The sequence below is a fragment of the Archangium lansingense genome (assembly GCF_026626635.1).
GTDB lineage: Bacteria > Myxococcota > Myxococcia > Myxococcales > Myxococcaceae > Archangium > Archangium lansingense.
This window is the reverse complement of sequence record NZ_JAPNKA010000001.1, coordinates 5,728,799-5,743,712: the sequence shown is the minus strand read 5'-3', so window position 1 is coordinate 5,743,712 and position 14,914 is coordinate 5,728,799. Positions and strand designations below refer to the sequence as shown.

Here is a 14,914-nt window from a genome sequence, read left to right as displayed (position 1 = left end):
ACATCCACCGCGCCTGCGGACTATGTCCAGACACTCACTGCTTCGGAGCGATGGACACCTTGAGGCCGTCGCGCCAGATCTTGTGATTGTCCGCGTAGTAGAGATACGCGCGGCTGGCCGGGCCCGTATAGGTGCCCGGCACCGCCGCGATCAGCGACAGGGGCACCTCCAGCTTCTTCCGCGGCTCCATGCCCCGCCAGTAGAGGACGACGTCGCGACCGATGACCTCGTAGGCGTCCACCGTGTGCTTCTTCACCAGCTCCTTGAGCTGGTCATGCCGGACCTCGAGACCGCCCGGCACACCGAAGATCGCCACCGTGGTGGACAGCTTCTCGTCGCTCCGGTTCGTCACCCAGACGCGTGCCTCGGTCGGCTCACCCTCGGTCAGGGCGTTCTTCGCCAGCGTCACCTCCAGGTCCACCCGGGTGTCCGGCGAGCTGGCCGGCACGAGGGCGTTGTAGGTGACCTCGATCGAGTAGGGCAGCTCCGAGCCACCTTCCATCCGCAGCTCGATCTTCCGCTCGCCCGCGGTGAGCAGCTCGGACACGTCCGGCAGCTTGAGCGCCTCCTGCGTCTTGCCATCGAACTTCACGGCGTTGCCCACGGGCTTGCCATCGACGTAGACGCGGACCGAGCCTGCAGCCCGCTTCGCCGAGCGCGCCTGGTCGTAGGCAACGATGGCACGCAGCGCGAGCACCGTGCTCTGGGTCGAGCCGTAGCGGCCTCCCTCGCACGAGTCCGCCAGGAACCGCATCGAGCGCTCCACGTTGCTCACATGGGCGGGCTCCCTCAGCCAGGCCAGCACCGCCAGCGCGGTGGTCTCGATCTGGAGCGTCTCGCCCGAACTGCCGACGATCGACTGGGTGCCGCCCTCCACCACCCCTGTCTTCCCCTGCTTCGCGGCGAGCCGCTCCATGAGCTTGCGGGCCTCATTCCCCTCCCCCACGAGCGCCATCACATTCGCGGCGAGTGCGAGCACATAGCTGTTCTGGCTCTTGATGGCGGCCGCCTTCAGCGCGCCCACCTCCTTGGCCAGCTCACGGGCCGCCTCCGCCGGCTTGTCCGCGCTCTCCAGCAGGGCCCAGAGGATGTAGGCATTGGAGGTGTCGGAATCCTCGATCCACGTGTGGAGCGCGCGCCGCTTCCGCTCGAAACCTCCCTTGCCATCGCGCTGCTTGAGCAGCCAGGCCCGCGTGCGCTCGAGCATGGCGGCGTCCACGTCCCGCACCTGCTTCATGTCGCTGAAGTGCATCAACCCGAACGCGGTGAGAGCCTCGTGGCCCGGATTCTCACCGAACCACTCGTAGCCCTTCTCCGAGCACTCGAAGCCCACCAGCCGCTTGTAGCCCTTCTCCAGCTTCTCGCGCGCCGACGCCACCAGCTCGGGGCTCACCCCGCTGTGCGTCTGGAAGTACTGCTGCGCCATCGTCATCGGATAGGTGGTCGAGCTCGTCTGCTCGAAGCAGCCGGAGGGCTCCTGGATGAGCCGCGCAAGCGACTCGGTCATGTTCGCCAGGGGCGAGGGGTACACCGCGATGGAGGTCTTCACGCTGCCGCGCACATGGTTGGCGGGCAGCGTCACCGAGTGCACCACCGGCTGCCGTGACGACAGCAGCCCGCCGAACGAGATGCGGAGGGGGAAGCCATTGGGCTTGATGCTCAGCGTGCGCTTCACCGTATCCACGTAGTTGCCCGCGGTCGCAGTGAGCGTCACGTCCACGGGCCTGGACTGGGCACCGACCTTCAGCTCCAGGATGCGCCGGGCCCGCTCGTTCGCGGCCAGGTTCATCACGCCCAGGGAGGACGCCTTCACGTCACCGCTCAGGCCGACCTGCACCCCCGCTCCCTGGAGCGCCGTGGACGTGCCATTCACCAGCGCCAGCGGCACTTGAATCACATCCCCGGACGTCACCTCGAGCGGCAGCTTGGGCTCGAGATAGAAGGGCTGCACCGACTCGATCGTGGCCACCGCCGAGCCGAGCGCGCCATCATCCCCCACGGCCCCCGCGAACGCCTTGAAGCTGGTGACCGAGTCGTTCAGGCCAAAGGAGACGCGGACCTCGCCCGTCTTCGCATCGGTGCGCACGCCCGCGTTCCAGAAGAGCGTCTCCGAGAAGTCCATGCGATCCCCCGGCTTGCGCCCGGGCCGCACCGTGTGGGCGTACTCGCGGAAATAGACCATGGGCTGGGAGTACAGGGGCATCCCCGCCACGTCCTCTTCCGCTGCCATCTCCCTGTCCGCGACGATCGCCTTTTGCCGCGAGGCCTCCTTCTTGGCCTTGCGCTCCGCCTCCACCATGCCCTTGGGCGCCACGGGTTTGGCGGCAACGGCCCTGGGGGCGGGTTGAACGGGGGGAGGTCCGGGCGGCGCGGCCTTGGCGACCGGCCTTGCCTGGGGAACCTGCGCGGCCTGGGGCACTGGGGCGGGCATGGGAGGCGGCGCCCCAGCCATCTCGGGGATGGCGGCCCCTTCGTCGAACACCTCTTCCGGGGGAGGCATCGGCACCCGGACGGCGAGCGCGCGCCGGGCTAGATCGCCATGCTGGGCCACGAACTGCTCGGCGTTCGCCAGCGCGAACCGCCGCCAGCCCTGGGTGCCCAGCAGCAGGTCCACCGCCAGCTTCGCCTTGGGGTTCTTCTCGTCGAAGTACACCTGGGCGTCGGCCAGCTCCTTCACCTCGGGCTCGAGCAGCACCATCACCGGCAACTGGGGCGCCTGATCCCGCTTCTCGATGAGCTCCAGCACCGCGTCATCCGTGACGGTGAGCATCACCAGCGCCGAGACCGGCTGGCCCCCGCGCGTCGTCCGGGCGGTGAGCTCCACCTGGTCCCCCGGCACGTAGCGCGGCTTGTTCGCCTTCACCTCGATGGACAGGGCCTTCGCGGGCTGGCGGAACACCAGCCGCTCCGCGAGCGGACGGCCGTCTGCGTCCCACAGGGTGGCGATGAGCACTCCGTCCGCGTCCTTCGGGTCGAGGATGACCTTCTCGTTCGGGTCCACCAGCGACGAGGCCAGCTCCACCTCACGCTGGCTCAGGGTCACCTTCGCCTGCTTCACCCCCGACAGCCCCACGGTGAGCACCACGGGCCGACCGGCGGGGATGACGTCCTCGCTCGCACGCAGGACGGCACCCCGGGCCTTCACCTCGGGCAGCGGGAAGGGCTTGCGGATGCCCGAGGGCTCGTCGATGCGCAGCGCGTACTTCACGCCGGCCTTCGGGGTCAGCTCGAAGCGGCCCCGGCCCTCGTGCTCCGAGCGCACCTGCGCCACCACCGCGCCCGTGGCCAGATCGATCACCACGCCGGACAGGTCCGCGGGCTTTTGCGCGGGCGTCAGCGCCTGGAAATAGACGCGCGATGGCAGACCCGCCACCAGGTCGCCACCCTCTGGATACAGGGTGAGATCCAGGGTCTGCAGCAGGATGGGGATCGTCTTGGCCGCCGTCTCGACTACCCCGCCGTCCTCGATGGCGAAGGCGAGAGAACCCTCGCCCCGCTCAATCCGGCCAGGCAGCTTGAAGCTGACGGTGCACAACCCTCGCGCGTCGACCACGCCCGGCACCTGCGCCACGGTGACGCCATCCACGAGGGCGGTGGCGGTGACCCGGGCACCCGAGGGAACGCCGCCCTCGGCACGCTTCACATCAAGCGTGGCGGTGACCGTGTCCCCCGGTCCGTAACCATCGCGGAGGAACTCGATCTGCGACTTGAGCCGGGGAGCGCGGTAGGCACGCACGTCGAACTTGCGCTCAGCGGGGGCCTCGCCCGTCCAGGGATAGGAGACGCTGAGCGTGTACTCGCCCCCGGCCATGTCCTCCGGGACGGTCCAGGAGTAGCCCCAGACCGAGTTCTCACTCACCACCCTCGCGGAGGTGACGACGTCCCCCTTGGGACCCCGGATCTCCACGTTGGCATGCGCCTGGTTCGCGAGGGGAGTATGGCCGCGGGCCTCGAGCATGAGACCCCGCGCCAGCACCTGCTCACCGGGCCGGTAGAGGGGCTTGTCGGTGCTGATGAAGGTCAGAGCGCGGCCGGACCCGCCGAGTGAAGCAGTGTCCGCCCGGGCAGCCAATACCTGCTGCGGCTGGAAGCTCATGGAAATGGCGAGGCCGACAGTGGCGAGGGCGAGGAGGGCGCGTGGGACAACGTGTTCGATCATGGGATTCCCTGGAACAGAGAATAGGGTCACCAGGGAACGAATGTGTGCGTCGAAAGTTCTGCCCAGGAGCAAGCCGGTGCTCTAGGCCACCGAGTGATGCTCGTGATCCGCGGGGCGCGAGTCCTTCGCCGCGTGCTCGTGCGCCACGGGCAGCAGGACGCGGAAGGTGCTGCCCTGCCCCACCACACTCTCCACGGAGAGCGCTCCTCCGAGCCCGCGGATGATGTCGTGACTGATGGACAGGCCCAGGCCCGTCCCTTCTCCCACCGGCTTGGTGGTGAAGAAGGGCTCGAAGATGCGCTCGAGGTTCTCCACGGGAATCCCGCAGCCGTTGTCCCGCACCTCCACCACCGCCTGCGAGGTGCCCTGCATGCACGTCACCAGCCGGATCTCCCCACCCGACCTGGGCAGGGCCTGCGCCGCGTTGATCAGCAGGTTGGTGAAGACCTGCGCGAGCTGCACGGAGTTGCCCAGCACCTGGGGTAGCTCCCCGTAATCGCGCACCAGCCGCCCCCGGCTGCGCAGCCGGCCCCAGGCCAGGTGCACCGAGTTCTCCAGCACCTCGTGCAGATCCAACGGGTGCGTGGTCATCGTATCGCCCCGAGAGAGCGCCCGGAGGCTCTCGACGATGAGCCGCATGCGCTCGGTCCCCTCGCGGGCCTCGTTGATCGCCTCCATCAGCTCGTGCGCGTCCTCCTCCGGCAGCCCCAGCCTGCGCAGCTCCGTGCCGATGAAGCCGAGGTTGCCGGAGACAAAGGCCAGCGGGTTGTTGATCTCATGCGCAACCCCCGCGGCGAGCATCCCGATGGAGGCCATCCGCTCGTTGAGCCGCAGGCGCAGCTCGTTCTCGCGCTGCGCGGTGATGTCCCGCACCGTGACGGCCATGCAGTCGCCCACCGCGCACAGCTGGCGGCGGAACCAGCGGCGTCCCTTGCCGGGCTCGAGCTGATCCACCTCGTCGTCATGGGTCCGGCCGGTGCTCCACACCTGCTCGCACAGGTGGCGCGGAGCGATGAAGACCGCATGCGGGAAGTCGGAGAGCGGACGCCCCTCCGCCGCACGCGCCTCACAGCCCAGCAGGGACTCCGCATGGGTATTGAGGCGCAGCACCCGCAAGTGCTCCGGCTCGCCCCGGAGGATGAAGAACGCATCGAAGCTGTTGCTGGCCGCCGCCCGAAAGAGCGCCTCACTCTGGCGCTGGGCCGCCTCGCCCCGCCGGTGGTGTGACAAGTCCCTCGCAATCCCGAACAGCCCCACCACCTGCCCATCCGGCCGGCGGATGACCCCCTTGGTGGAGAGCCACTCGCGCCGCACCCCCGCCATCTGCTCGCTCATCTCCGCATGGAGGGTGCGCCCGGCCAGCAGCGTCTGCCGATCGAACTCCAGGGTGTTCTGCGCCTCCTCCGCCGACATCAGGTCGCTGTCCGTGCGGCCGATGATCTCCTCCACCGGCTTGCCCAGGTAGTGCGCCCCCACGCTGTTGATGAAGGTGTAGCGCCCCTGAAGATCCTTGGTGAAGACCGCGTCCGGCATCTCCTCGACGATGGACAGGAAGAGCTCGCGGTAGGGCAGCTCTGGAGGGCTCTTCATGATGATGAAATATCCACAACTGGCCCGTGCGAGCAGTTGGCCCCCTGTCCTTTGCGGGCTCCAGACGTCCGGCAGCGCACGCTCGGCCCGTGCCAGCCTCCGGCGCTCGTCCGCTGCCGGACAGCCCCCCCTACCTCGGGACAGGAGGTGGGCTTCCGTGCGTCCAGGTAGGGCCCGAAAAAACCTCCAATCCAGGCCCTGTAAAAACGACAGCATTCCGCCCTAGTCACGATGGGCTCGTGATGCAAGTACCCGCTTTCACTGAGGAACGTTGCCCGGGGGCTGCTGGCATCCCCGTTGCTTTTGGCAATGGGCACGAAGTCGCAACGCACCGCTCAACGTCCTCCATCCCCCGAGAGACCCATGCTCGCCACCTCCTCCCTCTCCTCCACTGAGACCCTCACCACGTACCTCTCGGACATCAGCCAGTACCCGTTGCTCACCGTGCAGCAGGAGCAGACGCTGGCCCGCAACTTCCGTCAGGGCGATCTCTCCGCGGGTCACCGCCTGGTGACGAGCAACCTGCGGTTCGTGATGAAGGTGGCCTACGAGTACCGCTCCTACGGCATCAAGATGTCCGACCTCATCCAGGAGGGGAACATCGGCCTGATGAAGGCGGTGCAGAAGTTCGATCCGGACAAGGGCATCCGCCTCATCTCCTACGCGGTGTGGTGGATCCGCGCGTACATCCAGAACTACATCCTGAAGAACTGGTCGCTGGTGAAGCTGGGCACCACGCAGGCGCAGCGCCGGCTGTTCTTCAGCCTGGCCCGCACGCGGCGTGAGCTGGAGAAGCTCGGCTCGGGCGACGGCAACATCGTCGACGCCGAGGAGATTGCCCGGAAGCTGAACGTGAAGGCCTCCGAGGTGCGCGAGATGGAGCAGCGCATGGGCGGCCGGGACTTGTCGCTGGACGCGCCGGTGGGTGAGGAGGGTGACGCCACGCACCTGGACTTCGTGGAGTCGGAGTCGGCCTCGCAGGTGGACGAGGTGGCGGACCGGCAGCAGGCGCAGCTCACCCGCGAGCGCATCCGCCAGGCGCTGCAGCGGCTGGATCCGCGCGAGCGCTTCATCATCGAGCATCGGGTGATGGGCGACGCGGAGATGACGCTGAGCGAGCTGGGCGAGCACTTCGGCTTCTCGCGCGAGCGCGCCCGCCAGCTGGAGATCCGCGCCAAGGACAAGCTCAAGGCGGAGCTGGCCTCGCTGATGGCCGAGGTGGGCCAGGACGAGGCGGCCGCCCGCTAATCCCTTCAGGTCCTCGGGGGGCCCTCCAACACGCGCGTAAGCACCGACAGGGAGCGCTCGTCCACCGTGGCTCCTCTGTTGCTAGCGCGCCGGGCAGGGGTTATGCGTGAGGGAACATCCCAATCCCCACAACATGACCTCCCATCCCATCAAGGTGCTGTGGATCCATGAGTCCATCCGCCGCCGTCCCGGGCTGTTTGTTGAGCTAGCCGAGGGTCAAGCCGGTCAGGCGCGGGGACTGATCGAACACGCACTCACTCGACTCTCGTCCCCCAGGTTCGGGAATGAGGCGAGCCGGGTCGAGCTCCGGGTGTGGCCAGGCCCGCCCGGCCCGGCCTTCGAGCTCCAGGATGATGGACGTGGATGGCCGCTGGACGTCATCTCCGTCGCCGGAGCGCCGATGAGCCGGATCGACCGGGTGATGACCGAATTCCACCTGGAGCCGGACGAGACGTATCGGGCCGTCCGGCAGCCGGAGCCGGAGCCGGAGCCCCAGGTCTGGGGGCCCTTTGGCGGAGTGGGAGTCATCCTCAATGCCCTCTGCAGCCGGGTGACCATTCAGACGGCACGGGATGGCGTCCGGGTTGCGGCGCGATACTCACGCGGAGGGATCATCGCGCCCGTGCATCCCTCCTCCCATGGGCCGTCACGAGGCACGCGCGTGATCTTCGAGTTCGATCCGCTGCTCTTCGATGCCGCGACGCAGGCGCATGTCTCCTCGAAGGAAGTCCTGGAGGAGCTCGTCTCGCGTCACCCCTCCGCCACGGTGGAATGGGTGCCGGACTACCCCTTGGGCGCCTACCCTCCCTGGTAGCTTCGAGGCGCCTCTAGCGAAGGTCGGCCGGCAGCGCTGGCGAGGACAGCAGTTCGAGGAACACGCCCCAGCGTCGCTCGTGCGACGCGCCCGGGCCCGCCTTCCGCTCCACGTACTGCTTCACCATGTCACGCCCCAGGTTGTAGTTGATGACGTACGAGCGATTGTGGTCGATGAAGGCCATCCGCTGGGTGGCGCGCTCGGGGGACAGCAGCCCGTAGCGCACGAGCCAGTCGCGCGCCGCCTCCCGGCTCATGGTGCCGTCGAGATACCGGCGCGCGGCCTCGTTGACCACGTAGGACAGCTTCTCGATCAGCTCCTCCATCCGCACGTAGTCGGCGGCGCGCTTCGGGTCGAGCCCCGCGAGCGGGAAGAGGACGTCGCGCAGGTACGCCTCCGCATCGGGGAAGGCCAGCTCGATGCCATAGTTGGCGCTGCCCTCGGCGATGAGCGACATGGGCGAGAAGAGCGGGTACACCGAGAACTCCACCCAGCCGCGCTCGCGCACCAGGTGCTGCTCCAGCAGCGCGTTGTAGACGTGGTGGCCGGGGTAGCCCTCGTGCGCAGCGAGGTCGATGGCGCGCTGGATGAAGATGGGCAGATCCGTGTTGATTTGAATCACGCTCTTCGCGTTGCCCTTGAACCAGTTGTAACCGCCCCAGGGCTTGTCGTTGACGTACTCCAGGGAGAACGCCTCGTGGGCGGGCAGCGGCACGTGCTTCAGCGTGCGGCGGCGCGACTCCTCGGTGGCGGCGCGGAAGACGGCGTCCAGCTTCTCCCTGGGAATGACGAAGTCCTTCCGGAAGTGCTCCAGACGCTCGGACAGTGGACCCTGGCCGGGCACGAGCCGCTCCAGCTCGGCGAGCACCGCTTCGAACTCCGCCTCGGTGTGCCCCGGGTCTCGCGCGGCATAGAGAGCCTGGCTCTCCTCGTCGAACTTCAGCGTCTCTCCCGACAGCATCCGCACACGCGCGCCGAGGGCCGAGAGCTGGGTCAGCAGGAAGCGGCGGCGCATCGCGACGAGCGCATCCTCGGGCACCGGCACCGCTTCCACCTGCTTCACCAGCGTGGCGGTGCGCTCGCCAATCACCGGCAGGGGCAGCTTCGCGGCCTCGGCCTCCTTCGCCCAGGCTTCGGGCCCGTAGTACGCGTCCACGTACTGGGCGTCATGCTGGCCCACGGCGAGGACCAGCTTCACGTACTGCTCGGCGGAGGAGTCCAGGGAGGAAGGTGTCTTCATCGGCAACCCGGTGGAGGGCTGGGAGGTGGGCGTCGCACCACGCGTGGCGCATGCAAGGAGCACGGAGGTGAGGACCAGAACGGACACACGTCGGAAGGTCGTCAGCATGGAGTAGCGCCGGTTGTAGACGAACGGCCCCATCCGTTCCAGCGGCCCTGATTCTAATGCCCCGGGCCGCTGCGCTGGCGTAGCTCGCTCCATGCCTGGTTGAGCCGGCGCGTCTCCTCCGCCGCGAGCGCCTGGAGCTTGGACCCCAGCTGCGCCACCTTGTCCGGGTGGTACTGGGTGATGAGGGCGAGGTAGGCCCGCTTCACCTCGGCCAGCGGCGTGCCCGGAGCCACGCCGAGCACTTCCCAGGGGCTGCTAGGAGGGGCGGTCCGAGCCGCCACGGGCTCTTCGTCGTTTTCCGGAGCCTCGTCCTCTTGAGTCTCCGACGCAGGGGGCTCCTCCTCCCGAATCGGAGACACCCCGAGCTCCTCCGCACACGGTGAGCACAGCAACAATTCGCGCACCCCAGGGCTGCCGCTCTTTGCTTCGCGTTGCCTGGCACTTGGCTCCAGCAGCGTGTAATCGCCGAAGCATTCGCCACACACCATCCGCCGGCAGTGCTCGCAGCGCGCGGCGCAGTCCGCCTGCTCGAGCGGCGCTCCGCAGGTGAAACAATCCTCGGGGAGCGGAGCCTCCTCGCCACAAGCCGCGCAGAACGCCCAGGAGGGCTCGAGCTTCGCCTCACACCCCACGCACACGGGCGCATCCGTCTCATCGGAAGGTTGCCAACGCTGCGCCGAGGCACACCAGGGACAGTACGGCATGAGCCACGCCACCCTCCCCTGGCATTTGCGCGAGTGGCAATCGAAGTCGAGCGCGTAGCCCTCGGCGGTGTCTCCGGCTTCGTTGTCCTCCTCGAAGGACGCTCCGCAATCCCAGCAGAAGTTGAACGCGGCGTGCGAAGGCGCTCCACACGCGTCACACGCGGGGTTGCCGTGCTCGGCCTCCCACTCCATCCCGATGCCACAGTCGGGACAGCACTGCATCCACCGCACTGCCCGAGCATGCTTGCAGGCCGCCTGCGCCGCTCGCCTGCGCCGGCCTGGCGGCTCGGGGAAGGACGGCGTCTCACCGCGGGCCGCGAACGACTCCCACAGACAACTGCCACAGACCTGCGAGTGCAGGCAGTCCTGGCACACTTCATCGCGACAGAGGCCGCAGCTGCCCACGAGGCGGCGGCCCCCAAGCCCCCGGCGGGCGGGCGGCAGCTCCTCCAAACAGCATGGGCATGCAGACATGCGCTCCCCAGTAGATTGGAACCCGCTTGCGAACAGCTCGAGGGAGCAGCCTACCCCGTCCCGAGGAGTCTGCACGAACCTGTCCGACAGTCGGACAGCTCGCCCGGGTGACCCGGGAAGGCAAGCGCGACGTCTACGTGTCGGCGGAAGGTTTCAGTGTCTTCATCCGAGGCGGTGACAACGTGCCGTTGTACCAGGAAGCCAGGGCCAGAGGGTATAAAGTAACCAAAGAGGGGCTCATCGATCTCCGAGGACAACCATGCGCTTGCCGCTGGACAGAAGCGCCGCTACGCCTGTGTCACTGCTGCGGCTCATCTGGCGGTCCTATCTCACGAGTGCGCTCATCCCAGTCTTCTTGATCGAACTGGCGCTCATTGCCGCCTACCTCATCACCAACAGCGTCATTCGCGATCAGAACATCACCACCCTGCAACGTCTGGCGACCGAGCAACTCCAACATATTGCTCAGCAGCAAGCCGAGCACATCGGCTCACAACTTGCCTCTGTGGCCTATAATACAGAGCTGCTCCGCTACCATGCCGAGCAGGCCTTCGTGACGCCGTTCATCCCTGATACCCAGGAGCGCTCACGCTATGCCCTCTCCCAGGATGGCACGCTCTATACGACACATGAGCTCCCCGGCCGGGCTGGTCTCGTTTATTCCAGGCTCACCCGCATCGGTGAGCCCGAGCGCATCAAGGCGTTGCAGTTTTCTCAACTCGATCCGCTGCTCAAGAGCCTCGTGGAGACTCACCCGCTGGTCACCCAGGTCTATGTCCTCACCGCGGATCACATGGACCGGTTCTACCCCTATAGAGAGTATAAGGAAGTCCTCGAGTGGGTCGGTGCGGACTATAACCCCTCTACCTACAGCTACTATTTCGAGGCAGACGCGGCTCACAATCCTGAGCGAAAGGTTGTCTGGACGGACGTGTACGTCGACACAGCCGGCCACGGGTGGCTGACTTCGGCCGCCGCCCCGCTCTACCCAGGGCGTGGTGACCGCATGGAGGGGGTGGTAGGGCTGGACATCAGCGTCGACCGCATCACCCAGCAAGTGCTCCAGCTGGACCTGCCTTGGAATGGTTATGGGATGCTGGTGGGGAGGCGCGGCACCATCCTCGCGCTGCCCGCCCAAGGGGAACGAGACTGGGGATTGAAAGACCTCACCCAATACGCCTACCAGGAGCCCATCCGGAACGACATCTTCAGGCCAGACACCTTCAATCTGTTCAAGCGCGAGGACGGCCACGCACTCGGCCAGCACATGGTCTCCGCGCACCATGGGCTGCAGACCGTGACACTGATGGGGCGCAACAAACAGGTGGCCTGGTCCACCGTGAAGGGGACTGACTGGAAGCTCCTGGTCGTCGTGGACGAGGCAGACATCTTCGCGGAAGCCTATGCACTCAACAGGCGCATCGTCCGTGTGGGCTTGGGCATGATCGCCGGTCTGATTCTCTTCTATGTGCTCTTCTTCGTGTGGCTTTACAGAAAGGTGCGCCGGATGAGCACCTTGCTCGCTGAACCGCTGCTGGACCTGGAGAGCATGATGCAGCGGATCGGCCAAGGCGAGTACGCGCAGCCACGGCCAACCTATTCCATCACCGAGCTGCAACGCACCGGTGAGGGGTTGTTCCAGATGGGGCAATCCTTGGGGCAGAGCAACGCGTCCTTGCATCAGGCCCGCACGGACCTGGAGCAGCTCAACATGGAGCTGGAGGAGCGCATCCAACACCGCACCCGTGAGCTGGAAATGGCCAATGCAGCCCTCAACCAGGAGAACACGGCCAAGCAGGCCCTCATCAAGGAACTGCAGCGCACGCAGAACCAGCTCATCCAGTCAGAGAAGCTGGCCTCCCTGGCTCAGCTCGCCTCGGGCATCGCGCACGAGCTCAAGAACCCGCTCAACTTCATCAACAACATGTCCGAGGCCAATATTGAGCTTGCTCAGGAACTGGAGCGAACGCTACAGGAGCGGCCCCAGGTTTCCCTGAGCGAGGTCCGCGACCTCATCACGGATCTCAAGCAGAACGCGACTGTTGTCCACCATCATGGTGTGCGGGCGGACCATATCATCCGGAGCATGATGGAGCATGCCCAGGGCCGATCCGGGGCGCTCGAGCCAACGGACGTGGAAGCGCTCGTGGAGCAGTACTTGAAGCTGACCTACGCTGGGGAGCGTGTTCGCAATCCGGGGCTTGAAGTGACGTTCGTACGGGAGTTTGACCCCGCGGTGGGGAAGATACAGGCGAGGCCTCAGGAACTGGGCCGCGTGCTCCAGAACCTGATCCAAAATGCCATCGATGCCGTGTCATTGAAGCAGCGCGGATCCACCAACGACTACGTGCCCACCATTACCCTGCGCACTTGTCGCGAGGGCGGCAACATCATCCTTCAGGTGGAGGACAACGGGCCCGGCATCCCGAAGGACATCCAAGGCCGCATCTTCGAGCCGTTCTTCACCACAAAACCACCAGGAGGTGGCAACACCGGGCTGGGCCTGTCGCTGAGCTACGACATCGTCAAGCTACACGGGGGAAGCCTGACGGTGGAGAGCGAAGTGGGCAGATACACCCGGTTCACCGTGAGCCTTCCCGCTGGCGACAGGCCCTGAAGCAGGCATCAAGAATTCAGGAAGGTATTGCTCTCGCTGAACCGCTGATGGTGCCAGTAGGGGTAGGCGGGAGGCGTGGCGCTCGCCGCGTCGAGCTTCGCCACCTGCTTCGGGGTGAGGTTCCAGCCGATCGCGCCCAGGTTCTGGCGCAGTTGCTCCTCATTGCGTGCGCCGATGATGACGTTGGCGACCGTCGGCCGTTGCAGCAGCCAGTTGATGGCCACCTGCGGCACTGTCTTTCCGGTCTCCGCCGCCACCTCGTCGAGCGCATCCACGACCCGGTAGAGGTACTCCTCGGGAATCTGGGGGCCGCCCGCGGCCGTCTGGGAGTTCTGGAGCCGGGTGCCCTCGGGCAGGGGCTGGCCGCGGCGGATCTTGCCCGTCAACCGGCCCCAACCCAGCGGGCTCCAAGCGAGCGCGCTGACCTTCTGGTCGAGCCCCAGGGGCATCAGCTCCCACTCGTAGTCGCGCCCGACGAGCGAGTAGTACGCCTGGTGGGCCACGTAGCGCGCGAGGTTGTGGCGCTCCGACACGCCCAGCGACTTCATGAGGTGCCAACCCGGGAAGTTCGAGCAACCGAGGTAGCGGACCTTCCCGGCGCGCACGAGGTCGTCGAGCGTGTTGAGTGTCTCCTCGACGGGGGTGACGGGATCGAAGCCGTGGAGTTGGAAGAGGTCGATGTAGTCAGTGCCCAGGCGGCGCAGGCTCCCCTCGACCGCGCGGAGCAGGTGGTGGCGCGACGAGCCCACGTCGTTGGGACCGGGGCCCGCGCGGAGGGTGGCCTTGGTGGAGAGGATCACCCGCTCACGGCGCCCCTTGATCGCCTGGCCGAGGATCTCCTCGGCCATTCCGCCCGAGTACACGTCGGCCGTGTCGAACATGTTCAGCCCGCAGTCGAGGGAGATGTCGACGAGCCGGGTGGCCTCCTTCACGTCGCTGCTGCCAAAGCCCTTGAAGAACTCGTTGCTGCCTCCGAACGTCCCCGTGCCGAGACTGAGGACGGGAACCTTGAAGCCCGATGCGCCGAGTTGTCTGAATTCCATGGAGTCGACCTGCTTGTTGGGGCCCCGCGTTCGTACGGAGCGGCCCCCAGGCTAACCCAAGCGAACGGGGAAGGACTGTGACCCGGCTTCTGGAGTGCACGCGCCCCGCGCGGAGCGTAAGGTAGCGGGGCGATGAAGCCGTGGAAGGTGATTGATCGGGCGCCCGCTCCGGGCGGTGGCGAGCTGGTGCTGCACCAACGTGACGAGGAGTTCGCCATCCGGGTGAACGGCCGCGAGCTCATGTCCAGCCGCCAGCATGGATCCGAAGAGAAGATGGCCGAGGTGGCCTGCGAGGGCCTCGGCGGCAAGCGGCCTCGGGTCCTCGTGGGAGGCCTGGGGCTGGGCTACACGGTCCGGGCCACGCTGGAACGGCTGCCTCCGAATGCCGAGGTGGTGGTCTCGGAGCTGGTGCCCGCGGTCGTCGCGTGGAACCAGGGCGTGCTGGGACCCCTGGCCGGACGGCCGCTGGATGATCCCCGAGTGAAGGTGGAAACACGCGACGTGGGAGAGCTGCTCCGCCAGGCGGAGGGGCACTATGACGCGGTGCTCCTGGACGTGGACAACGGCCCCGAGGCGCTCACGCAGGAGGAGAACCGCTGGCTCTATGGCGAACGGGGCCTGGCCTCCATCCGGCGCGCACTCAAGCCCCGAGGCGTAGTGGTGGTGTGGTCCGCCTCGCCAGACAGGGCCTTCGCCACCCGGCTCAAGCGGGCGGGGTTCGCCACCGAGGTGGTGGAGACTCCCGCGCGCGGCAAGGGCGGCGGACCCCTTCATACCCTCTTCGTCGGGCGCTCCGGGTGAACACACCCCAGGCATTTCCCGTGAAGAAATGAAAGGGGGGACTTCCTTTGTGGCGCCAAAGGTGCCACATAGGGGCTTCCGAATCGCACAGAGCGGCGGAATTCCGGCGCATTCGA

9 protein-coding genes are annotated in these 14,914 nt (G+C 66.9%); 4 read left to right on the top strand and 5 right to left on the bottom strand.

All coding sequences use genetic code 11. The annotated features are described in order from the left end of the window. Window positions 1-34: 34 nt before the first annotated feature. Window positions 35-4,159 (bottom strand): MG2 domain-containing protein, encoded by a 4,125-nt coding sequence (locus OV287_RS23665; RefSeq protein ID WP_267536301.1) that lies wholly within the window; start codon window positions 4,157-4,159, stop codon window positions 35-37. Window positions 4,160-4,240: 81 nt separating this feature from the next. After that, window positions 4,241-5,749: a PAS domain-containing sensor histidine kinase gene (locus OV287_RS23660; RefSeq protein WP_267536300.1), complete on the bottom strand. Its 1,509-nt coding sequence runs from the start codon at window positions 5,747-5,749 to the stop codon at window positions 4,241-4,243. Between the two features lie 363 nt (window positions 5,750-6,112). Here OV287_RS23660 and OV287_RS23655 point away from each other — a divergent pair, with 363 nt between their 5' ends. Next, on the top strand, window positions 6,113-6,997 hold the full coding sequence (locus OV287_RS23655; protein ID WP_267536299.1) for an RNA polymerase factor sigma-32: 885 nt from the start codon (window positions 6,113-6,115) through the stop codon (window positions 6,995-6,997). Window positions 6,998-7,103: 106 nt separating this feature from the next. Further along, the gene (locus OV287_RS23650; protein ID WP_267536298.1) at window positions 7,104-7,811 is read left to right on the top strand and encodes an ATP-binding protein; all 708 of its coding nucleotides are present in this window, start codon (window positions 7,104-7,106) and stop codon (window positions 7,809-7,811) included. Between the two features lie 13 nt (window positions 7,812-7,824). Here OV287_RS23650 and OV287_RS23645 read toward each other — a convergent pair whose 3' ends face one another. Then, complete coding sequence (locus OV287_RS23645) at window positions 7,825-9,192, bottom strand: hypothetical protein (protein WP_267536297.1); 1,368 nt, start codon at window positions 9,190-9,192, stop codon at window positions 7,825-7,827. Window positions 9,193-9,212: 20 nt separating this feature from the next. Next, the gene (locus tag OV287_RS23640) at window positions 9,213-10,085 is read right to left on the bottom strand and encodes a J domain-containing protein (RefSeq protein WP_267536296.1); all 873 of its coding nucleotides are present in this window, start codon (window positions 10,083-10,085) and stop codon (window positions 9,213-9,215) included. Window positions 10,086-10,596: 511 nt separating this feature from the next. On the opposite strand from OV287_RS23640, the gene OV287_RS23635 reads away from it, so the two are divergent. Further along, the gene (locus tag OV287_RS23635) at window positions 10,597-12,954 is read left to right on the top strand and encodes an ATP-binding protein (RefSeq protein WP_267536295.1); all 2,358 of its coding nucleotides are present in this window, start codon (window positions 10,597-10,599) and stop codon (window positions 12,952-12,954) included. Between the two features lie 8 nt (window positions 12,955-12,962). Here OV287_RS23635 and OV287_RS23630 read toward each other — a convergent pair whose 3' ends face one another. Then, window positions 12,963-13,997, bottom strand: coding sequence for an aldo/keto reductase (locus OV287_RS23630; RefSeq protein WP_267536294.1), 1,035 nt, complete (start codon window positions 13,995-13,997; stop codon window positions 12,963-12,965). 132 nt (window positions 13,998-14,129) lie between these two features. Between OV287_RS23630 and OV287_RS23625 the strand changes: the two genes are divergently transcribed. Continuing rightward, a complete protein-coding gene (locus OV287_RS23625) occupies window positions 14,130-14,798 on the top strand; it encodes a spermidine synthase (RefSeq protein WP_267536293.1) in 669 nt (222 codons plus the stop codon). The last annotated feature ends 116 nt before the right edge of the window (window positions 14,799-14,914 follow it).

Coding starts and splice junctions, on each gene's coding strand:
- OV287_RS23665 (WP_267536301.1), bottom strand. CDS start 4,159: ATGATCGAACACGTTGTCCCACGCGCCCTCCTCGCCCTCGCCACTGTC.
- OV287_RS23640 (WP_267536296.1), bottom strand. CDS start 10,085: ATGCAGTGCTGTCCCGACTGTGGCATCGGGATGGAGTGGGAGGCCGAG.
- OV287_RS23660 (WP_267536300.1), bottom strand. CDS start 5,749: ATGAAGAGCCCTCCAGAGCTGCCCTACCGCGAGCTCTTCCTGTCCATC.
- OV287_RS23635 (WP_267536295.1), top strand. CDS start 10,597: ATGCGCTTGCCGCTGGACAGAAGCGCCGCTACGCCTGTGTCACTGCTG.
- OV287_RS23630 (WP_267536294.1), bottom strand. CDS start 13,997: ATGGAATTCAGACAACTCGGCGCATCGGGCTTCAAGGTTCCCGTCCTC.
- OV287_RS23655 (WP_267536299.1), top strand. CDS start 6,113: ATGCTCGCCACCTCCTCCCTCTCCTCCACTGAGACCCTCACCACGTAC.
- OV287_RS23625 (WP_267536293.1), top strand. CDS start 14,130: ATGAAGCCGTGGAAGGTGATTGATCGGGCGCCCGCTCCGGGCGGTGGC.
- OV287_RS23645 (WP_267536297.1), bottom strand. CDS start 9,192: ATGGGGCCGTTCGTCTACAACCGGCGCTACTCCATGCTGACGACCTTC.